This is a genomic window from Qipengyuania sp. Mu-71 (assembly GCF_036867055.1).
Taxonomy (GTDB): Bacteria; Pseudomonadota; Alphaproteobacteria; order Sphingomonadales; family Sphingomonadaceae; genus Qipengyuania; species Qipengyuania profunda.
In genome coordinates this window covers 356582-377530 of sequence record NZ_JBAJHR010000002.1, presented here as the reverse complement: position 1 = coordinate 377530, position 20949 = coordinate 356582, and the positions used below count along the sequence as shown (strand labels likewise).

At 64.8% G+C, this 20949-nt stretch carries 20 protein-coding genes and 2 tRNA genes; 5 read left to right on the top strand and 17 right to left on the bottom strand.

Annotation, left to right across the window (positions count from 1 at the left end):
* Positions 1–26: 26 nt before the first annotated feature.
* Genes pgmG through V6B15_RS13680 form a run of 3 tightly spaced genes read right to left on the bottom strand, consistent with a single transcriptional unit; the run spans position 27 to position 2535 of the window.
* On the bottom strand, positions 27–1430 hold the full coding sequence (pgmG, locus tag V6B15_RS13690) for a phosphoglucomutase/phosphomannomutase PgmG (RefSeq protein ID WP_334201642.1): 1404 nt from the start codon (positions 1428–1430) through the stop codon (positions 27–29).
* On the bottom strand, positions 1427–1729 hold the full coding sequence (locus V6B15_RS13685; protein ID WP_320181179.1) for a DnaJ domain-containing protein: 303 nt from the start codon (positions 1727–1729) through the stop codon (positions 1427–1429). The genes pgmG and V6B15_RS13685 overlap by 4 nt, the downstream gene beginning before the upstream one ends.
* Entirely contained in the window at positions 1726–2535 is an 810-nt protein-coding gene (locus V6B15_RS13680; protein ID WP_334201641.1) for a division plane positioning ATPase MipZ, read from the bottom strand. Before V6B15_RS13680 ends, V6B15_RS13685 begins: the two co-directional genes overlap by 4 nt.
* 215 nt (positions 2536–2750) lie before the next feature.
* On the opposite strand from V6B15_RS13680, the gene panC reads away from it, so the two are divergent.
* Positions 2751–3599, top strand: a complete 849-nt coding sequence (gene panC, locus V6B15_RS13675; protein WP_334201720.1) for a pantoate--beta-alanine ligase — start codon at positions 2751–2753, stop codon at positions 3597–3599.
* A gap of 32 nt (positions 3600–3631) precedes the next feature.
* Here panC and V6B15_RS13670 read toward each other — a convergent pair.
* The 9 genes from V6B15_RS13670 to pepN form a co-directional block, all read right to left on the bottom strand.
* A tRNA-Gly gene (locus V6B15_RS13670) sits at positions 3632–3705 on the bottom strand.
* 46 nt (positions 3706–3751) lie between these two features.
* Positions 3752–4369, bottom strand: a complete 618-nt coding sequence (locus V6B15_RS13665) for an OmpA family protein (protein WP_334201640.1) — start codon at positions 4367–4369, stop codon at positions 3752–3754.
* Position 4370: 1 nt separating this feature from the next.
* Positions 4371–6224, bottom strand: coding sequence for a cation:proton antiporter (locus tag V6B15_RS13660; protein ID WP_320181182.1), 1854 nt, complete (start codon positions 6222–6224; stop codon positions 4371–4373).
* Between the two features lie 100 nt (positions 6225–6324).
* A complete protein-coding gene (locus V6B15_RS13655; RefSeq protein ID WP_253523052.1) occupies positions 6325–6855 on the bottom strand; it encodes an adenine phosphoribosyltransferase in 531 nt (176 codons plus the stop codon).
* 79 nt (positions 6856–6934) lie between these two features.
* Entirely contained in the window at positions 6935–7786 is an 852-nt protein-coding gene (locus V6B15_RS13650; protein ID WP_253520712.1) for a cytochrome c1, read from the bottom strand.
* 19 nt (positions 7787–7805) lie between these two features.
* Positions 7806–9098 (bottom strand): cytochrome b, encoded by a 1293-nt coding sequence (locus V6B15_RS13645; RefSeq protein WP_253520714.1) that lies wholly within the window; start codon positions 9096–9098, stop codon positions 7806–7808.
* Between the two features lie 23 nt (positions 9099–9121).
* Positions 9122–9694: a ubiquinol-cytochrome c reductase iron-sulfur subunit gene (petA, locus tag V6B15_RS13640; protein ID WP_334201639.1), complete on the bottom strand. Its 573-nt coding sequence runs from the start codon at positions 9692–9694 to the stop codon at positions 9122–9124.
* Between the two features lie 271 nt (positions 9695–9965).
* On the bottom strand, positions 9966–10628 hold the full coding sequence (pgeF, locus tag V6B15_RS13635) for a peptidoglycan editing factor PgeF (protein WP_442969030.1): 663 nt from the start codon (positions 10626–10628) through the stop codon (positions 9966–9968).
* A gap of 7 nt (positions 10629–10635) precedes the next feature.
* A complete protein-coding gene (pepN, locus tag V6B15_RS13630; RefSeq protein WP_334201638.1) occupies positions 10636–13287 on the bottom strand; it encodes an aminopeptidase N in 2652 nt (883 codons plus the stop codon).
* A gap of 147 nt (positions 13288–13434) precedes the next feature.
* On the opposite strand from pepN, the gene V6B15_RS13625 reads away from it, so the two are divergent.
* Both V6B15_RS13625 and V6B15_RS13620 read left to right on the top strand, forming a co-directional pair.
* On the top strand, positions 13435–14679 hold the full coding sequence (locus V6B15_RS13625) for a M48 family metallopeptidase (RefSeq protein WP_334201637.1): 1245 nt from the start codon (positions 13435–13437) through the stop codon (positions 14677–14679).
* Positions 14676–15461, top strand: coding sequence for an SDR family NAD(P)-dependent oxidoreductase (locus V6B15_RS13620; RefSeq protein WP_334201636.1), 786 nt, complete (start codon positions 14676–14678; stop codon positions 15459–15461). The genes V6B15_RS13625 and V6B15_RS13620 overlap by 4 nt, the downstream gene beginning before the upstream one ends.
* Here V6B15_RS13620 and V6B15_RS13615 read toward each other — a convergent pair.
* On the bottom strand, positions 15445–16389 hold the full coding sequence (locus V6B15_RS13615) for a DMT family transporter (RefSeq protein ID WP_334201635.1): 945 nt from the start codon (positions 16387–16389) through the stop codon (positions 15445–15447). The two genes, V6B15_RS13620 and V6B15_RS13615, sit on opposite strands and share 17 nt — an antisense overlap.
* Positions 16386–17381, bottom strand: coding sequence for a threonine aldolase family protein (locus tag V6B15_RS13610; protein ID WP_334201634.1), 996 nt, complete (start codon positions 17379–17381; stop codon positions 16386–16388). The genes V6B15_RS13615 and V6B15_RS13610 overlap by 4 nt, the downstream gene beginning before the upstream one ends.
* 110 nt (positions 17382–17491) lie before the next feature.
* Here V6B15_RS13610 and V6B15_RS13605 point away from each other — a divergent pair, with 110 nt between their 5' ends.
* Positions 17492–17731 (top strand): GNAT family N-acetyltransferase, encoded by a 240-nt coding sequence (locus V6B15_RS13605; protein WP_334201633.1) that lies wholly within the window; start codon positions 17492–17494, stop codon positions 17729–17731.
* On the opposite strand, the gene V6B15_RS13600 is transcribed toward V6B15_RS13605, so the two are convergent.
* Positions 17728–19263 carry a PH domain-containing protein gene (locus V6B15_RS13600; protein ID WP_334201632.1) on the bottom strand — a complete coding sequence of 512 codons (1536 nt, stop codon included), beginning with the start codon at positions 19261–19263 and terminating at the stop codon, positions 17728–17730. The genes V6B15_RS13605 and V6B15_RS13600 overlap by 4 nt on opposite strands.
* Positions 19260–19727 (bottom strand): PH domain-containing protein, encoded by a 468-nt coding sequence (locus V6B15_RS13595; protein ID WP_334201631.1) that lies wholly within the window; start codon positions 19725–19727, stop codon positions 19260–19262. Before V6B15_RS13595 ends, V6B15_RS13600 begins: the two co-directional genes overlap by 4 nt.
* A gap of 89 nt (positions 19728–19816) precedes the next feature.
* On the opposite strand from V6B15_RS13595, the gene V6B15_RS13590 reads away from it, so the two are divergent.
* Entirely contained in the window at positions 19817–20713 is an 897-nt protein-coding gene (locus V6B15_RS13590) for an SDR family oxidoreductase (protein WP_334201630.1), read from the top strand.
* Between the two features lie 63 nt (positions 20714–20776).
* Here the strand turns inward: V6B15_RS13590 and V6B15_RS13585 are convergent.
* Positions 20777–20851 (bottom strand) — tRNA-Thr (locus V6B15_RS13585).
* Between the last annotated feature and the right edge of the window lie 98 nt (positions 20852–20949).

Genomic DNA, 20949 nt, shown 5'->3' with positions numbered 1-20949 from the left:
TTCTGCCTCCCGCTTGTCTCAGACCCTCAGTGCCCCGCTTGCGGGCCGCGCTCCAGCCCCGATGCGACCAGTTGCTCGTCGATCTGCGCGACCAGGCGGTCGAGGCCGGCCTGGTTTTCGCTTTCCGCGCGCGCGACGAGCACATCCTGCGTGTTCGAGGCGCGCAGCAGCCACCAGCCGTCGGCGGTGGTCACGCGGACCCCGTCGGTGGTGTCGGCGACAGCATCGCTCGCAGCAATGCGTTCGGCGATTTCGCCGATGGCAGCAAACTTGCGGCTTTCATCGACCTGGAAACGCATTTCGGGTGTATTGACCATCGGCCGCATCGCACCGCGCAGTTCGGTCACCGAACGGCCCAGCCGTGCCGATGCGGCAATCAGCCGGATCCCGGCATAGAGCGCATCGTCATAGCCGTAATATTCGTCGGCGAAGAACACGTGGCCGCTCATCTCGCCCGCCAGCGGCGAGCCAGTTTCCTTCATCTTGGATTTGATCAGCGAGTGGCCGGTCTTCCACATCAGCGGCTTTCCGCCGTGATCCGCGACATGATCGAACAGCGCGCGGCTGGCCTTCACATCGGCGATGATCGTCACGCCCTTGGTCCGCGCCAGCAGATCCTCGGCGTAGATCATCAGCAATTGGTCGCCCCAGATTACCCGGCCCTCGCCGTCGATCGCACCAATCCGGTCACCATCGCCATCGAAAGCTATTCCGAAATCGAGCGATTTCTCCGCGACGAGCGCGCGCAAATCCTCGAGATTTGCCTCGACGGTGGGATCGGGATGATGATTGGGAAAATTGCCGTCGACTTCGGTGTAAAGCAGGTGATGTTCGCCCGGCAGGCGCTCAGCGAGTTTCTCCAGCGCGGGGCCGGCCGCGCCATTGCCCGCGTCCCACCCGACCTTCAAACTAGCAAGCGTTGCAGGATCGAGCCCGTCGAGCGCTTCGAGCATCCGGTCGATATAGGCGTCGATCACATCGCGCTCTTCCACCGCGCCCGAACCGTCGACCCATTCGCCCGCCGCGCCGCGCCGACCGAGTTCCTGGATGTCCGCACCAAAGAACGGACGGCCCTGAAACACCATCTTGAAGCCATTGTAATTGGCGGGATTGTGGCTGCCGGTTATCTGGATGCCGCCATCGACATCTGACGCCGATGCTTCGGCGTAATAGAGCATCGGGGTAGCGCTCATGCCGATCCGCACCACATCCATGCCCGACGCGGTCAGACCTTCGACGAGGGCGTGTTCGAGCATGGGCGAGCTGACCCGGCCATCGTATCCAACCGCCACTTTCGTGCCCCCGGCTTCGGCCAGCATCGACCCGAAGCCGCGCCCGATTGCGCGCGCATCTTCTGCTCCCAGCGTTTCGCCGATAATCCCGCGGATGTCGTATTCGCGCAGCACGGTGGAATGGAAATCGTGGGTCATTGCGGGGGCTCCGTTGGGGTCCGGGAAATATGATCGAGCAAGAGGTCGCGCGCGGCATTGGCCTCTTGCAAGGTGGCTGCGCTACCCCCTTTGTCCGGGTGATTTATTGTAGCAATGCGACGGTGAGCTAGGCGGATTTCATCTTCGCTGGCATGCCGCGGCACGTCGAGTGTGGCCCGCGCCTGCGCCAGCGCCCGGTCCGTCGCGCTCTGCGCGGTCAGATATTCCCACGGCCATTTGCCGAATATCCAGCGACACGCCACCGCGAGCAGCAGCGCAAGCGCGAGGAAGCGGATCACTGGACCGCCTCCGCGAGAGTTTCCGTTTCGTTCGCGGGAAGACGCAGATTGGCCACGAGGCCGCGCAATTCCTGCCGGGCGACAAGATGGCTGGTGCCGAGATCGCCCAACTGCCCCTTGTCGAGCAGCGTCAGGCCCGAGGGGAAGAGTTCGCGATAGACCACGCGTTCGGACAGGCCCTTGGCAACGCGGAAGCCGACGCGTTTCGACATTTCGGTCAGCGCCTGTTCGATACGCGCCATATTGCGTGCTTCGGTATAGCCGGTGCGGTTGCGCACCACGACCCAGTCCATCTGCCCGCGGTTCTGCTCGATCTGCGTCCGGCTACGCTTGATCCGCGCCTCCCAGATCAGTTCGGCATAGAAGGACAGCTTGCGGACCTTGAAGCTCTCGCCCTCGACCTGGCCGATGAGGTCGAAGTCGACAAAGCTGTCGTTCATCGGCGTGACCAGCGTATCGGCGGTGGTGGCGGCGTGGCGCGCAAGCGGATCGTCACGGCCGGGCGTATCGATGACCACGAAGTCCGCGCCTGCGGACCAGGTTTCGATAAATGCCTCCATCGCCGCCTCGTCCATGCCCTCGACGACATGGCAGATGGCGGTGGGCAAATCGACGCCGCGCCGCTGGCTGGTCTCGGCACGGTTCTCGAAATAGCGGCACATCGTGCGCTGGCGATGGTCGAGATCGAAGGCGACGACCCGCGCGCCGCGAAACGCGAGCGCGACCGCAATATGCACGGCGGTGGTCGATTTGCCGGTGCCGCCCTTCTCATTGGCGAAGACGATGCGGTGGGGATGCGACGTCATCAGGGGTGGGCCGTAAAGTTCATGCTGGCGACGTCCCTATCCAACCCGCCGTCCGGCGGCAACGCACCGTGCTGGTGGCGAGCATGGTTTTTCCCACAATGGGAACCGGGTTTGTCCGGTGGGGCGGGTGCGAAAAGGTCATGGCGCGCGCGATCTTGCCACATGCCGCGCAGGGCGGCACAGGTGCCTCCCTTCAGTTTACGGGAGTCGGACCGCTGCAAACCGCCACCACCCTCGCCGCGCTTCGCACGGCCAGTTCGGCTCTGCGATCGAGCGGGAGCTTGGCGCTGGTGCCGACGATGGGCGCCTTGCACGAAGGCCATCTGACGCTGGTGCGCGAGGCGCGGGCGGCGGCCGAGCATGTCGCCGTGTCGATCTTCGTCAACCCGCGCCAGTTCGGGGAGAATGAGGATCTCGATGCCTATCCGCGGCAGATGGCGCGCGATTCGGCGCTGCTGGAAGCCGAGGGAGTCGCGCTGCTCTGGGCTCCGGCGCCGGAGGAGGTCTACCCCCCGGGCTATGCCACGAACATCTCGGTTTCGGGGATCAGCGATGGCTTGTGCGGTGCCGACCGACCGGGCCATTTCGACGGCGTCGCAACGGTCGTGTGCAAGCTGTTCAACCAGGTGCAGCCCGACCTGGCCTTCTTCGGCGAGAAGGACTGGCAGCAATTGGCAGTCATCCGCCGCATGGCACGCGATCTCGACCTCACGCTGCCGCATGTCGATGCAATCCGCGGCGTGCCGATCGTGCGTGAAGCTGATGGCCTCGCGCGGTCGAGCCGCAATGCCTATTTGACGTCAAGTCAGCGCGCCGCCGCCGCGGCACTGCCCCGGCAGATGGAAACCGCAATCGCACGCCTGGTCGCAGGCGAACACGCCGATGCCGCGCTGTCGGACCTTGCGGGTGCGCTGCTCGAAGCCGGGTTCGATTCGGTCGACTATGCCGATCTGCGTCGCGGCAGCGACCTGGTGCCCGCCAGCGATGCGGCGCCGGGCAACCGGCTGTTCGTGGCAGCGCGGATCGGGGGAACGCGCCTGATCGACAATATGCCGGTCGCCTGAGGGTGTATCGGTTCGAACGATGGCGGGAGGTCTGGAGCGGGTAAGGGGAATCGAACCCCTCTAGCCAGCTTGGAAGGCTGGAGCATTACCACTATGCTATACCCGCTCAGGTGACGCGCCAATGCCACCGAAGCCGCGCTGGCGTCAACACGCTATTGCGCGCGGTCGCTGCTTTCGGTCCGGGCCTCCTCGGCTGACGAAGCGATGCTTTCGGCGAGGGTTGGTTCCTTCGCCGAGGCCGGCTGCACCGGGACGCTGACTTCGATTTCGACGCGGCGATTGGTCGCCCGTCCCGCCTCGTTCGGCGTCCCGTCAGGCAGCGCATTGGGCGCGACCGGGTTCTGCTCGCCGAACGCGATGACGACGATCCGTTCCTGTGCGACACCGTTTTCGATCAACCATTCGGCCACCGCATCTGCGCGCGCCTGCGACGCGCGCAGGTTGGCTTCGTCGTCACCGCCGCTGTCGCTGTGACCGCGCAGGGTGATCGTCCCTCCCTCGCCCATCTGCGGCGAGGCGAGGACGGTGGCCAGGTCGGCGCGTGCCTCCTCGGTCAATTCCGCGCCTTCGGGGAAAGCGATCCGCGTTTCCAGCGCACCGCGGGGCTCAAGCGCCTCGATCGGCTCGACCTGGAACTCGGGCCGGAAGATCGAGCGCTTGTCGCCGCCCTCCTCTTCCTCGGGCGGCGGCGCGCCGCGCTGGTCGCCGCATGCGGCCAGCATGAGCGTGGCTGCAGTAGCAATGAGGGAAAATTGGCGCGTGTGCTTCATATCATGCCCCCTGTTCGGTGGTCTTGTTGCGCTTGCGGTCGCGCTTGGCTGCGGCGTCCTGCGCGGTGCGTTCCTGCGGCGGCGCGAAGCTGACGATGACGTCGCCGGCGCGCGGTTCGGGCCGCGCGGCATGGGTGAAGAAGCGGAGCGTTCCGCTGTCGCGTACCAGCAGCAGCATTGAAGCCGCATCGGGCAGCCGCTGCTGTGCCGCTTCGAAGTCGAATTCTTCCGACAACTTGGTCTTGCGAAACACCCAGCCCCGCGCGAGCCGCTCATTGACGTCCTCGACGCCGAAACCGGTTTCGAACAGTGCGCGTCCGCGGATGCCGCTGGGCAGCGCGTGGCGGTCGTCGTCGTCGACGGCATCACCGAGCTGGAAGACGGTGTCGCGCCCGATTTCATAGGCGAATTCGTTGCAGACGAGCGCGTTGTAGGCCTCGTTCTCGGTCGCCGCGACCAGCACCGCATAAGGGGCGAGGTCGAGATTGTGCTCGGTCGCCTCGTTGAGGATTTCACCGTGGTAGAAGGGCAGCCCCTTCTGGCGCGCCAGGGCGAGGCGCTGCCAGCTGGAATCGACCACCATCACCGGCGATTTGAGCTCCTGCATCATCAGCGCGAGCGAGATCGTCCATGGCGTGCTGCCGACGATCAGGATCCCCGGCCGGTTGCTGCCTTTGAGATTGAGTAGCCGCGCAACGAAATCGATGGTGAAGCCATGTGCGATGATCGTCACCACGACCACCGCGAAGCTCAGTCCGATCAGCGCGGTGCCATCATAGCCGATATCCTCGAGCCGCAACGCGAAGAGGCCGGAAATGGCCACCAGCACGATCCCGCGCGGGGCGATCCAGGCGAGGAACAGCCGCTCATTCCACGGCACCGAGCTGCCCAGCAGGCTGAGCAGGATCGTCGCCGGTCGGACGAGGAACAGCAGTGCCAGCAGGAACAGGCCGAAATTCCAGTTGAGATAGGCGAGTTCTTCGAATTCCAGACTGGCGGACAGGAGGATGAAGATGCCTGCGATGAGGATGACCGCGACGTTTTGTTTGAAGGGATGAATGCTCCTCAGCGAGGAGACGTTCATATTGGCAAGCGCGATACCCATCACCGTCACCGCGACGAGACCCGCCTCGTGCTCGATCTGGTTCGACAGCACGAACACCACGATCACCGAGGTGAGCAGGACCGGCACCTTGAGAAATTCGGGCACCGCGCCGCGCGGGAACGCCCAGGCGATCGCGGCCGCGGCGACATAGCCGATCAGGCCCGCGATGATCGCGGCGATAACCAGCGGCGGGACGACTTCGATCAGTCCCGAACCCGGCGATTCGGCGACCTTGCGGAAATATTCATAGGCAACGACCGCGCACAGCGCGCCGATCGGATCGTTGACGATCGCTTCCCATTTGAGGATCGCCGCGGGTCTGGGCTTGACCGAGGACTGGCGTAGCAGCGGCATGACTACCGTTGGTCCGGTGACCACGAGGATACCCGCGAACAGGATCGCGACGGGCCATTCCAGCCCGCCGATCGAATGGGCCGAGACCGCGCCCAGTACCCAGGCGATGGGCACGCCGAAGATCACCAGGCGCCAGACCCCGTCGCCGGCATGGCGCAATTCGCGGAAGTCGAGGCTCAGCCCGCCTTCGAACAGGATCAGCGCGACGCCGATAGCAATCATCGGGTCGAGCAAGTCGCCAAAGGCGTGTTCGGGGTCGAACAGGCCGAGGATCGGGCCCGCAAGGAAACCTGCGGCCAGCATCAGCACGATCGCTGGCCAACCCGTGCGCCAGGCCAGCCATTGGGCGCCGATGCCCAGCATGCCGACCATCGCGATGACTAAAGACTGTTCCATGCCCCTCCCTGACTACGCGAGAATTCGCGAGCAGCGCGCCGGCTTGGCGCGAGTCCTATGAATGTCCGAAGCGCGAAATATATCCTGCATCGCCGCGCGCTCAATCGCCCTCGAAGCCCATCAGCGTCCGCACATCCACCGCCTGGCTAGCAAGTTTGGCGCTGCCGCCCAAATCAGGCAGGTCGATGACAAAGGCCGCACGGCGCACTTCGGCCCCCGCCAGCCGCAGCAGTTCGGTCGCCGCCAGCGCGGTCCCGCCGGTGGCAAGCAGATCGTCGACGATCGCCACCTGTTGCCCGGGCGCCACCGCGCTGGGATCCATTTCGAGCCGGTCGAGCCCATATTCGAGCTCGTAATCCACCCCGATCACGGCGCAAGGCAGCTTGCCCGCCTTGCGGATCGGCAGGAACGGACGGCGCAGCCGCGCCGCGACCGCGGCCCCGAAGATGAACCCGCGCGCTTCCATTCCGGCAATCGCCTCGGCGCCTTCGACCGCCTCCGCCAGCCATTCGACCGAGGCGGCGAAGCCCGGCCCGTGACCGAGCAGCGTGGTGATGTCGCGAAACTGGATCCCCGTCTTGGGAAAGTCCGGGATCGTGCGGACCAGGGCCTTGAGTTCATCGGGCGTCATCGTCTTTTCCCCGGAAAGCAAAACGCCCCTCGCATCGCGCGGATGCAAGGGGCGTCATACGTTGGTCTGGTAATGCCGATCAGTCGGCTTTGCGCTTTGCCGCAGCCCAGATCTGGTTCTTCGACAGAAAGGCAAGGATCGTCGCGAAGAGCAGGAAGACCAGCACCGGCCAGCCCGTCTGCTTGCGCTCGACCAGCGTCGGTTCCGCGGTCCAGGTCAGGAAGGCGGCAACGTCTTCCGACATCTGCTGCACCGTCGCCTCGGTCCCGTCGTCATAGGTCACCTGACCGGTCGTGGTCAGCGGCGGCGCCATGGCGAGGTTGAGGTTCGGGAAATAGGGGTTGTGATAGAGGCCCGGTCCGGGTGCCGCTTCGGGATGATGCTCGAGCAGCTCTTCGGTCGGTTCGGCATAGCCCGCGAGCAGCGACGCGACATAATTCGTTCCGTCACCGCGTGCCTTGGTCATCAGCGATAAATCGGGCGGAATGGCGTTGTTGTTCGCTGCCGCCGCGGCGACATTGTTCGGATAGGGCGACGGGAAATAGTCGGTCGGCAGGCCCGGACGCGAAGTCGCTTCGCCGGTGTTCGGATCGATGCCCGGCACCTGCTTGGAGGCGGCGAACGCCTTCACCTGGCCTTCGTCATAACCCAGCTGTTCGAGATCGCGGAAAGCGACGAACTTGAGGCTGTGGCAGGCCGAGCAGACCTCGTCATAGACCTTGAAGCCGCGCTGCAGCTGCTGGATATCCCATTTGCCGAAAGCGCCGTCGAAGGAATAGGCGATATCGCGCGGTTCCTCGTAGGGAAGATGCCCGGCGGGCTCTTCGGTCATCCAGGCATAGGCGCCGATGACGAAGGAATAGAGCGCGATAAGCGCGAAGCCGAGGCCGACGAGAATGGCGACGAGGCGGATGCTGAGAAGCTTGGTCATGTCTTTTCTCGTAACTCGCTTAGACGCCCGGCGTCGTGTTTTCGCCCAGCACTGCCTTCTTGTCCGAGCCGAGAACGGCTTCGGTGATCGAATAGGGCAGCGGGGCGGGCTTCTCGATCTGGCTGACGATCGGCAGGATCACCAGGAAGTGCAGGAAGTAGTAAGCCGTCGCCACCTGGCTGAGCATCACATAGGGTTCTTCCGCAGGGGCGCCGCCACAGACGAACAGCACGCCCATCGTGGGGATCAGACCGAACCAGAAGAACTTGCGGAACAGCGGACGGTAATGGCCGCTGCGCACCGGCGACTTGTCGAGCCAGGGCAGGAAGAACCAGATCAGGATCGACCCGAACATCGCAATCACACCCAGCAGCTTGGCCGGCAGGATGAAATCGACGGTGAAGGCACGCAGGATCGCGTAGAACGGCCAGAAATACCATTCGGGCACGATATGCGCCGGCGTCGAAAGCGGGTTGGCTTCGATATAGTTGTCGGGGTGTCCCAGTGCGTTGGGCAGGAAGAACACCATGGTGAAGAACAGCAGCAGCGCGACGCCCAGGCCGAACCCGTCCTTGGCCGTGTAATACGGGTGGAAGGGCAGCGTATCGCTTTCGCTCTTCACTTCGACCCCGGTCGGGTTGGACGAACCCGGGATATGCAGCGCCCAGATGTGCAGGATGACGACACCGGCAATCACGAAGGGCAGCAGGAAGTGCAGCGAGAAGAAGCGGTTGAGCGCGGCATTGTCGGGCGCGAAACCGCCAAGCAGCCAGATCTGGATCGGCTCACCGACCAGCGGGATGGCGCCGAACAGGCCGGTAATGACCTTGGCACCCCAGAAGCTCATCTGACCCCAGGGCAGGACGTAACCCATGAACGCGGTCGCCATCATCAGCAGGAAGATCACCACGCCGAGCAGCCAGATCATTTCGCGCGGGGCCTTGTAGGACGAATAGAACAGGCCGCGGAAGATGTGCAGGTAGACGACGATGAAGAAGAAGCTGGCGCCGTTGGCGTGCGCATAGCGCATCAGCCAGCCCCAGTTGACGTCGCGCATGATATGCTCGGTGGTCGCGAAGGCGACCTGCGCATTCGCCGCGTAATGCATTGCCAGCACCACGCCGGTAACGATCTGCACGACGAGGAAGAAGCCCGCGAGGACGCCGAAGTTCCAGAAATACGACAGGTTGCGCGGCACCGGATAGCCCGCGCCCACAGCATTATAGACGAGGCGCGGCAGCGGCAGTTTCTCGTCGAGGAACTTGGTGACCCCATTGGTCGGGGTATATTCCTTGGCCCAGGGAAAGCTCATGGTTTCGTCTCTTCTCTCTAAGCTCAGCCGACCTGGATGACGGTGTCCGAGGTGAACTCGTATTCCGGCACTTCGAGATTGGTCGGCGCCGGGCCTTTGCGGATACGGCCGGCGGTGTCGTAGTGCGAACCGTGGCAAGGGCAGAAATAGCCGCCGAACTCGCCCTTCACTTCGCCTTCGGCAGCACCCAGCGGGACGCAGCCGAGGTGGGTGCAGACGCCCATGGTGACGAGCATGTCGCCATGGCCTTCCTTGGTCCGTTCGGCCAGCGACTGCGGGTCGCGCAGCGAATCCGTCGGCGTGGCATTGGCAGCCGCGACCTCGTCGGGCGTCAGTCGGCGGATAAACAGCGGCTGCTTGCGGAACACCGCCTTGATCGCCTGACCCGGCTCGATCGTCGAGACATCGACTTCGGTCGAGCTCGCGGCGAGCACGTCCTTCGACGGAGCCATCTGGCTGACCAGCGGGTAGACCACCGCGAGGCCACCGATACCGGCGGCGCTGACGGCCGCGATGTCGAGGAAATCGCGGCGCCGAATACCGTCGCCGGTTTCGCCTGCCGTTGCGGGAGTTGCGGTTGCAGCGGTCTCTGCCATCAGCGCTTGCCTTGCCTGCCTTGTACCTGCGCCTGGCCCGGGGGCATTGCGGCGCGATGTGCGAATCCAATGACCGGACGTTCAGGAAAGCCGGTGCGCCCGATCGACGATGCGTGCGCGAAAGCCCCCGGTATGCCCGGTTTGGTCGCGCCTCTAGCCGCTATGCGACAGGTTGCCAACCGCCATTTTGGCAAGCTTTGTGCACTCCCGCGCAATGGCACACAAAGGTGCGCGCAATCGTATGCGATTGGGTTCCGTTAGGTCGCGCGGTTCAGGCAGGCAGCCCGATAATGCTGATCTGGCGTCCGTTTGTCGGCTGTGAACGGTGGGTCGCGCGGCGATAGGAGAAGAAGCGACCCGGCTGCGCATAGGTGTCTTCGCCCAGATCCTCGACCAGCCCCACACCTGCGGCTTGCAAGCGGTGTGCGACAAAGGCGGGGAGATCGAACTGGCAGTGCCCGGGGCGGCCGGACACAAAGAACCGCGTATCCCCGTCATCAAAGGCGTCGCGGAATCCTTCGTCGACTTCATAGCTTGCCTGCGCGATGGTCGGGCCGATCGCGGCAACGATATTCGCAGGCTCCGCGCCGAGCGATACCATCGCCACGACAGTGTTCTCGATCACCCCGCCCAGTGCTCCGCGCCACCCGGCATGCGCCGTGCCGATTACGCCGGCGGCCGGATCGGCAAGCAACACCGGAGCGCAGTCCGCAGTGACGATGCCCAGCGCCAGACCGGGTCGGTCGGTCACCAATGCATCGCCCTCGGGCAAGGCCTTGTCCGCACGGGTTACCGCGAAGACTGCGCTCGAATGCACCTGCTTGAGACGGACCAGCGGCGCGCCAGGAAGGATCTCGGCCACATCGAGCCCCGCCGAGGTCGAGAACCCGTGCGCGATGCTGCCCAGCGACGCCGCCTTGAGATAGGTGCTCACGAAGTGCCTAGCCCAGCGAGCGGGTCACTTGCTCGTACGTATCACGCGACAGCTTGGGCGCCTTGGCGATCCGTTCGAGCGCCTCGCGCATCAGTTTCGCACGGCCTTCCTCGATCCGCTGCCAGCGGCCCAGCGGCGGGACGAAGCGCGCCGCGGTCTGCGCATTGATCGGATCGAGTTCGAGAATGAGATCGGCAAGCATGCGATAGCCCTCGCCATCGGCGGCATGGAAAGCCTGCGGATTGGCGGCGAAGGCCATGTAGAGCGAGCGTACGCGATTGGGATTCTTGAGCGTGAACTCGGGATGTTCGCGCAGCGCCTTCACATGTTCGATCGCATGCGGGTGGAGCGAGCTGGCCTGCAGCGCGAACCATTTGTCGATCACCAGCGCATTGCCCGCATAGCGGTTGTAGAAGTCGAGCAGCTTGCCCGTACGCGCCGCGCTGTCGAGCCCCGCCAGCACCATCAGAGCGCCCTGCCGGTCGGTCATATTGTCGGCGCCGTCATATTGATGCGCGGCGAGTTCGGCTGCCTTGGCCGGATCGCTGGCGGCGGCATAGGCAAGCACCAACGTCTTGACCTTGCGCGCGCCCTTGCCCTGCGCATCGAGCGAAAACGGCACCTTTGCGGTGCGCTTGTAAAGCGCATCGAATTGCGCGGCGAGACGCGTCCCGAGATCGGCTTTCAGCGCCTCGCGTTCGGCATGGATGCGGCCCGGATCGGCGACCAGCAGCTGCTCGGCGATATAGGTCTGGCCGGGCATTACCATGAGTTCGCCGCGCATGAGATCGTCGAGCTGGTCGTCCTCGATCACCGCGCGCATCGCCTGGGCGATATCGGTCCGCGCCGCCTCGCGCTCGCCATCGTCCATTTCGCCCGACACGGCGGCGACGAGATGGCCGGTCATCAGTTCCTGCATCGCTTCATAGCGAGCGAAGGGATCGTCATCCCTGGCGGCAAGAAACACGAGGTCTTCGCGCGACACGTCCCGGTCGATCGAGACGGGGGCGGAGAAGGTGCGGTTGATCGACAGGATCGGTCGCTGGGCAAATCCCTCGAAGGTGAACTCGGCGCTGTCCTTGTCCAGCACCACCAATTGCTCGCCAGAATGCGTCCCGCTGGTGCGGTCGAACAGCGCCAGCTTGAGCGGGATCGGCATCGGCTGCTTGTCGCCCTGGCCGGGGGTCGCGGGCACCGTCTGCGTCAGCTTGACCCGCGCTGTGTCACCGTCATGCGCAAGCGTGACCGCCACCTTGGGCGTGCCGGCCTGCGCATACCACAGGCGGAATTGCGTCAGGTCGAGACCCGTCCCCGCTTCGATTGCGGCGACAAAATCCTCGCAGGTCGCCGCCTCGCCGTCGTGGCGGTCGAAATAGAGATCGGTGCCCCGACGGAACCGCTCCGCGCCCGCCATGGTGCGCATCATGCGGATCACTTCCGCGCCCTTGTTATAGACGGTCGAGGTGTAGAAATTGCTGATTTCGCGATAGGAATCGGGCCGGATCGGATGCGCGAGCGGGCCTGAATCCTCGGGAAACTGGATCCCGCGCAACACGCGCACATCCTCGATTCGCTTGACCGGCTCGCTGCCCATATCGGCGCTGAACAGCTGGTCGCGCAGCACGGTGAAACCTTCCTTCAGGCTCAGCTGGAACCAGTCGCGGCAGGTCACGCGGTTACCCGACCAATTGTGGAAATATTCGTGCCCGATCACCCCTTCGACCCCGTCGTAATCGCCATCGGTCGCGGTCTCCGGGTCGGCGAGGACGTATTTGGTGTTGAAGACGTTGAGGCCCTTGTTCTCCATCGCGCCCATGTTGAAATCGCTGACCGCGACGATGTTGAACAGGTCGAGATCGTATTCGCGCCCGAACACCTCCTCGTCCCACTGCATCGAGCGCTTGAGGCTCTCCATCGCGTGCTCGGTGCGGTCGAGATCGCCCTCGCGCACATAGACGTTCAGCTCGACCTCGCGCCCGCCCATGGTCGTGAAGTGATCGGTCCGCGCGACCAGATCGCCTGCAACCAGCGCGAAGAGGTAGGACGGCTTGGGCCAGGGATCGTGCCATTCGGCCCAATGTGTGTCGCCGTCGGCGCCCTCACCCGTGCGGTTGCCATTGCACAACAGCACCGGGAACTGCGCCCGCGGCCCGCTCATTCGCACGGTATAGGTGCTCAGCACATCGGGCCGGTCGGGGAAGAAGGTGATCCGGCGAAACCCTTCGGCTTCGCATTGCGTGCAGAGCATGCCGTTCGAGGCATAGAGCCCCATCAGCTGCGAATTGTCCGAGGGATCGAGTTCGGTAACGATAGTCAGCACATGGCGATCACCCGGCAGCGTAACGACCAGGTCGTCGCCATCGATCATATGCCCGTCGCACGACCCGCCGTCGCAGGCGAGCGAGACCAGCGCGAGCCCGTCGCCATTCAGGCGAATGGTCGGCGAAGCGGCAGCGTCGGGATTGCGCTCGACATTCAGCGTGGTGGTGATCCGTGTCTTCTCCAGGCCCAGCTCGAATTCCATCCGGGTCGCCAGGATCAGCCACGGGAAGGGCGTGTAATCCTCGCGCCGGATGACCGGTGGTGCCTTGGGTTCGATGGCGGCATCGGCCATTACGGGATTGCCGTCGGGCGTGGCGGGAGTGCGCGCAATATCCATGGAATTCCTGTCGAATGCGGGGTCGAAAACGTACTGTCATTCCCTGCAACGCCCGTCGAGACTTTGCGTTCACTGGTCGGCTAGCGCTGGTCGGGTGATTGACAGCACTGCACCCGTGCCGCAGCGAAGCGCAACGGAGGGAATGACATGCTGGACCTGCTTGCCGCCACATCGGACGGCTTCGATGTCGCAAGTGCGACACGCGCCTATCTCGACACGCTTCAGGGCCCTGCGCGTGCACAGTCGGATGCCTATTTCGAAGGCGGATACTGGTTGCCGCTATGGGGAACCGCGATCGGTGTGCTGGTCGACTGGCTGCTCCTGCGCTTCCGCATCGCGCATGCCCTGCGCGCCTTCGGTGAGCGGGTGAGCAAACGGGCCTGGATCGTCACCGCGATCACCGCCTTTTTCTACACGCTGATCGGGACGCTGGTGACGCTGCCGTGGACGATCTACACCGGTTTCATCCGCGAAAAGCGGTACGATTTGCTTGACCAGACATTCGGTGCCTGGGCGGGCGAGCAGGCGATCGGCATCGCTATGGCGCTGGTTCTCATGCCGCTGGCGGTGGTCGCGATCTATGCGCTGATCCGCCGCGCGCCGCGCAGCTGGTGGCTATGGAGCACCGGCGTGATCGGTCTGTTCATGCTCTTCGCCATGGTGCTGGGGCCGGTGTTCATCGCGCCGCTGTTCAACGAGTATACCGAACTGGAAGACGGCCCGGTGCGCGACCGGATCGAGGCGGTCGCGGCGCAATACGAGATCCCGGCCGAGCACATCTACGTGTTCGACCAGTCGAAGCAGCACAAGCGCATCTCGGCCAATGTCTCGGGCCTCGGCCCGACGATCCGTATCTCGCTCAACGACAATTTGCTCGAACGGACCAGCGAAGAGGAAATCCTCGCGGTGATGGGGCACGAGATGGGCCACTACAAATTGCACCACACGTGGTGGATCGTGGGGATCCTGCTGTCGCTCTTCGCGCTGGGGCTGTTCGTGACCAGCCGCATCGCGCCGGCGCTGATCCGCCGCTATGGCGAGCGGTGGGGCGTGCGCGACATGGGCGACCCGGCTTCGCTCCCCGTGCTGGCGATCTGCCTGGGCATCTGGATGTTCCTGATGACCCCGGCGACCAATTCGCTGATCCGCTGGGCGGAAAGCAAGGCCGATGCGTTCGGGCTCGATGCCGCGCGGGAACCCGACGGCTTTGCCAAGGTCGCGATGCGCCTGTCCGAATATCGCAAGATCGAGCCCGGCCCGCTCGAGGAATTCGTGTTCTTCGACCATCCCAGCGGCGCGACCCGCGTGCGCATGGCGATGCAGTGGAAGGCGAATAATGTCGAAAACCCGCAGGTAGTCGTCCCCGAAGAAGGCTATCTCGACGCCAAATGAGCCGCCTGCTGATCTTCGGCCTCGGCTATACCGCCACGTGGATCGCCGACGCCCTGCGCGGGCGCGGCTGGCATGTCGATGCCACGGGCAGCGCGGGCAATCTCGCATTCGGCGATGACGAGGCCGTGCGCGGGGCCTTGGCGCGCGCAACCCATGTGCTGAGTTCGGTCCCGCCAGCGGAGGACAGCGATCCGGTGCTCGACCGGTACGGCAGCGCGTTGTCGGGCAAATGGCTCGCCTATCTCTCGTCGACGGGCGTCTATGGTGACGCAGCGGGTGCCTGGGTCGACGAAGCCTCCCCAACCGGCAGCGGGCGACGCCAGGCCCGCGCCGAATGCGATGCACGTTGGCTCGAAGCGGGGGCGCGGGTGTTCCGGCTGCCCGGGATCTACGGCCCGGGTCGCAGCGCGTTCGACCGTGTGGAAGCGGGCAAGGCGCACCGCATCGACTTGCCGGGCCAGGTGTTCAGCCGTGTCCATGTCGCGGATATCGTTGCTGGCGTGGTCGCTGCGATGGCAACCGATACACCGGCGGGGGCCTATAATCTGTCCGACGATTTGCCGACCAGCCAGAATGCCGTGATCGAGGAAGCCTGCCGCTTGCTGGGCCGCGAGGTGCCCCCGCTGCAAACGATCGACGCAGCCGGATTGTCGCCCATGGCGCGCGGTTTCTATGCCGAGAACCGAAGGGTCGCGAACGGCAAGGCGAAGCGTGTGCTCGGCTGGCAGCCGCGCTTTGCCACCTATCGCGAAGGTCTGGCGGCGATCAGGGCTCGGGCGTAGCGCGCCGCGGCGGGGCATTGGCCCGCCCGCGCATCGCGACCACCATCCCGACCAGCGTGATCACTGCCCCGGTGGCCGGCAAGAGGCCCCATTCGAAGCCTTCGAACAGCGTCGACAGCACCATCGCCACGATCGGCACGATAACCGAGCTGTAGGCCGCCCGCCCCGCCCCGACCTTGCGCACCAGCCCGTAATAGAGCGGGAAGGTGACGACCGATCCGGCAAGCCCAAGATAAAGGATCCCGAGTGTGTAGGAGGCGCGCGGATCGAATTGCGGCGGGCCATCGGCAACCAGCGCATAAATAGTGTTGATGACCGCACCAGCCGTCATCGACCAGGCAAGCAACGCCAGAAAGGGCTGCCGCTTGGCCCCCTCCATCGCTTGGGTGATATTCGCAGCGCTCGCCGAAAGGATACCGCCCACGGTCAGCGCCGCGCCCAGCAGAACGTCGCTCAGCGTTGCCGGGGAGGACCGCCACTCATGCGCGAACAGTAGCGAGACGCCGAGCGCCGCGATCGCCGAGCCGAGGACGAAGGCCCCGGTGATCGGCTGGCCGAGGAAGATGCGCCCGAAGATGGCATTGGGCACCACCAGCAGCGCGAACATCACCGCCACGAGGCCCGAGGTGATGTAGCTTTCGGCATTGTAGACGAAGCCGAAATTGAGCGTGAACTGGAACAGGCCCAACAGCAGCGCCCAGCGCAATCCTCCCGCCACCAGCCGGAGCGGTTCGCGGCGCATGGCGGCAAGCGCGAACATGGCGCAGGCGGCAATCATGAAGCGGTAGGAGATCGACCAGCTGGCGGGGACGCTGGCGATCTGGTCGCGGATGACCAGCCAGGTCCCGCCCCAGATCAGGCTGACCAGCAGGAATGCAGCGAAATTGCGCGGGGTGAGGAGGCTTTCCGCCTCGGGTGCAGCACTCATAGACTGGCCACGGCCTTGGCCAGCGCTGTCGCGTCTTGTTCGCGGGTATTCCATGCAGTGACGAAGCGCGCCGCATCATCGCCCCAATCGTAGAACCCGAAACCGTGGTCACGCAGCGCTGCGCGCTCCGCCGGGGTGCAGCGCACGAACAGCTCATTGGCTTCGACGGGGTGCATCAGGCGGCCGGAGCAGGCGGTGCCGATCTCCGCCGCGGCGGCATTGGCATGACGCGCATTGGCGAGCCAGATATCGCCTTCGAGCATGGCCTGGAGCTGCGCGGCAAGGAAGCGGCCCTTCGACTGGAGATGGCCCGCACGTTTGCGGCGGTAGCGCGCGACATCGGCCAGCGCCGGATCGAAGAACACGATCGCTTCCGCGCTCATGGCCCCGTTCTTGATGAAGCCGAAGCTTAGCGCATCGACCGGGCCTGCCGCCGCGGCGGGGCCGCAGTCGAGGAAAGCCACCGCATTGGCGAATCGCGCGCCGTCCATGTGGAGGCGCAGCCCGCGCGCACGTGCGAATTCGGCGATCGCGGCTACTTCGTCGGGGCGATAGCTGCAGCCATATTCGCTCGCCTGCGTGATAGAGATCGCATGCGGCTGGACCTGATGCACATCGTCGCGGATCGGATCGAGAACCGCAGCGATGGTTTGCGGCGTGAGTTTCGCACCCTCGCCCTGAGCCAGCATGAGCTTGGCGCCGTGGAGATAGAAACCGGGGGCCCCGCCCTCGTCCATCTCGATATGCGCTTCCTCGTGGCACACCACGCCGCCGTGCGGCGGCACCATCGCTGCCAGCGCGAGGCAGTTTGCCGCCGTGCCCGTGGCAACCCACAGGACCGCGCAAGGCCGCTGGAATACTTGCGCGAAACTGTCGTCCAGAGCGGCGCTCAGTGCATCGCCATCGTAAGGCGTATCGGGGGTATCTGCGGCCTTGAGAGCATCCCACACGGCAGGGTGGACCGAGGCGGCATTATCGGAGAGAAACTGCATCGGAACGCCATAGCCATGTGTGCGTTGGTTGCCCAGAAAGGAAACTTTCGACAATGAAAACGGACGAAATTGTAATCGAACGTCGCAACCGGGTAACTCACGGAGAATATTTGGTTAGTATCGGCGAAAATCCGGCTTCTGGTCGGCTGACATGGACCTTGCGCAACGATGCCCGCGATGCCGAGCATACGGTGGTCCCGCCCGCGCTGCGCGGCCAGGGTATTGCCGCTCGTCTGGTCGAGGCGCTGATCGAGGATGCACGTAGCGAAGGCTTCAAGATCATCCCGACCTGTTCCTATGTCGCGGCGCAATTCGACCGCCATCCCGAATGGGCAGATCTGCGCGCCTAGGCTTCGCGCGGCGCCCCGTCGACGATTTCGGAGAAGTCCTGCTCGGCCATGCTGTCGAGCACACTATCGCGGATGCGCCGGGCATCTGCCAGCGCCAGTCCGCGCATGCACAAGCGACCACCCGCCAGCCCGAAGTGAAGATCCACATAGCCGCGCAGGCGTGCCAGCGGGTGGCGGACGATATCGGCCGATTGCAGCTTGCTCCGTGAGCCGATCGCGAGGCTTGGCGCAAACCAGCCGCGCCGCGAGTACAGCTGGCAAGCGTCAAGCGCGTGGCGGCTCCAGCGCCAAGACAGATATTCGTGCAACCCGATCCAGACGCCCCCGATGATCGGCGGAAGCAGCGCCAGTTCCCAGCGGCCCAGCGCGGCCGCGACACCCGCGATCACGAGGAGGACTACAAAACCCAGGAGGAAGTTGTCGATCCGGTAAGCCGGTGCCGCGCGGGTCCATGCGATATCGGTGCCCGGCAGCGCGAACCCGGTTTCGCCGACAACCGGTGCGATCTCGTCCATTTGCGCAAAGGGCACCGCCTCGTGATTGGCGGAGCCGCTATCGCTTGCGAGGCTGACGACCTTGAGCGTGTGCCAGCCGAACAGGCGGCGCAGGAAACCGGTCTTGATCCGCAGCGCCTGAACCCGGTGCACGGGCATGACGAGGTCGGTCCGGGTAAGCAGCCCGCGCCGGCGCCGGAGGCCCTTGTCGGTGCGTTCGAGCCGGAAATTCCATTCGCGCAGCACGGTCCGGATCACGCCGGTCAGGACACCGATCAGCGCCAGCGACCCGACCGCGATGATGGCCCCGACAAATTGGGCGAGGAAACCCAGACCCGCCAGCCATTGCCCCGGTCCGGCCAGTTGTTCGCGCCAGGCGCGCCAGTCCCAGACCTCGAACGGCAGGATGAAATCGAACTGCTGCGCGAGGCCGGCAGCCACGGCCACGACCGCGAGCGAAAACTCAAACAGGCCGAAGGTGACCACGCGCCTGGGCGACATGGCGAAGAGCAATCGGGCACTCTCCTCCGGCAGAGGCGTGGCCGCGCCATCGACGGGTGCGGCACCAATTCCTTCGCGGCGGCTTCGCGCCAGCTCGCGCAGTCGTTCGCCCTCGCTCTCGGGCACATAGGCCAGCTTGAGGTCGTCACCGCCGCCCGCGCCGGTTTCGAACTTGACCTCGACCAGCCCGAACAAGCGCGGCAAAAGCTTCTGCTCGAGGCTCACGTCCTGGATTCGCTCATAGGGCACCGAGCGGGCGGAGCGCGACAGCACGCCGCTATCGACGCGAATATCCGCGGCTCCGACAGTATAGGTCAGTCGGCTCCAGCGCAGATAGGCGAACAGCAGGTTGAGCCCGATCGCTACGATAACCAGTGGGAGGAAGTAGACGATGACATCGTGGAAATCGCCCCGGTCGAAGATCGCGAAGCCGCCGACGATGATCGGGAGAACCAGCTGCCCGACCAGCGAGGCGGCACGCACTGCGAAAGTGCGCGGGTCGGTCCGGAGCGGGGTTGCGACGGGTTCCTCGCTCACCGCGTATCGCGCCTGATCGCGGCGCGGATATCCTCGCGCATGGCGGTGGCATCCGCATGCTTCAGCCCGGGCAGCGACACCGAGGCGTTATGCGTGCCCGCGGTATGCACGGTGAGCGTGGCGAGACCGAAGGCGCGCTCGAGCGGTCCCTGACCGACATCGATATGCTGCACCCGGCCAAAGGGGACCACCGTATCGGCACGAAAGAACACGCCGCGCACCACCCGCAACCGTTCCCCGGCCAGCGAATAGCCGCGCGCATTGTACCGCCGCAGCGGCACGCGGATGAGCGCATAGGCGACCACTGCCAGCGCCGGGATCCACACGGCGCCGGTCCAGCCCGGGATCGCGAACTCGGCAATCGTCGCCGCAACCAGCAAGACCAGCGCCGCGATCGCCAGCTGGACGCGCAGAAGCGATTTATAGGCCGGGTCGAGCGGGGTCAGGTCGTCGGATTGGTCCATACCGTTATAGCTAGGCAATACAGCGCCGCGATTCAATCTAGTTTCGCCGCTGACCTGCGCTATGCCTCACGCCAACAGGGGAGAGGGTGATGGATATTTCGCAACTGATGTTTCGCGACGGGCTGATGGAGGGCGAGCGCATTCTCGTCACCGGGGGCGGGACCGGGCTGGGCCGCGTCATGGCCGAGGCCTTCCTCAAGCTGGGCGCCGAGGTGCACATCTGCGGGCGCCGCCAGGGCAAGCTCGACGAAACCGCGGCGGAGCTGACCGGGCGCCACGGCGGCACGCTGGTCGGCCATGCCTGCGATATCCGCGATCCCGACGCGATCCATGCCATGGTCGATGCGATCTGGGAGCAGGGACCGTTGACCGGCGTGGTCAACAATGCCGCGGGCAATTTCATCAGCCGGACCGAAGACCTCTCGGTGAACGGTTTCAATGCAATCAGCGATATCGTCTTTCGCGGCAGCTTCTATGTCACGCTCGATATCGGCAAGCGGCTGATCGAGGAGGGGCGCCGCGCGAACTTCCTCTCCATCCTCACCACCTGGGTATGGAATGGCGGCCCGTTCGTGGTGCCGAGCGCGATGAGCAAGGCGGGGCTCAATGTGATGACGCAGAGCCTCGCGGTCGAATGGGGCCGCCATGGCCTGCGCTTCAATGCGATCGCGCCGGGGCTGTTCCCCACCGACGGGATGAGCGCGCGGCTGTCGCCCGGTGGTCGCGGCGGCAATTCGCAGGACGATATGAACCCGATGGGCCGCCACGGCGAAATGCACGAACTGGCCAATCTGGCGGTGTTCCTGATGGGCCCCGGCGCGGAATGGATCAATGGCGAGACGATTGCCATCGACGGTGCCGGCTACAAGGCGCACGGCGGCAGTTTCTACGGCGCGCTCAAGGACATGGGCGACGAGCAATGGAGCGCGATGCGCGAGATGATCAAGGGGACCAATGCGCAGGACAAGTCCGAACGCACGACCTAGCGCGCCCCGCTTCCCAAGCTGGGCGAACAGCCCGCTGCCGGGAAACCATTTCTCTGTGAAAAATGGTGCTGCTGGGGAGGATTGAACTCCCGGCCTCACCCTTACCAAGGGTGCGCTCTACCACTGAGCTACAGCAGCACATGGTGCCCGCGAATGGCGTCGCGGGGTGGAGGCGCGCGCTATTGGCAGAGACGCGGGAGAAGTCAACCTTAGGTTGCTTATCGCGCGTGTTTTGC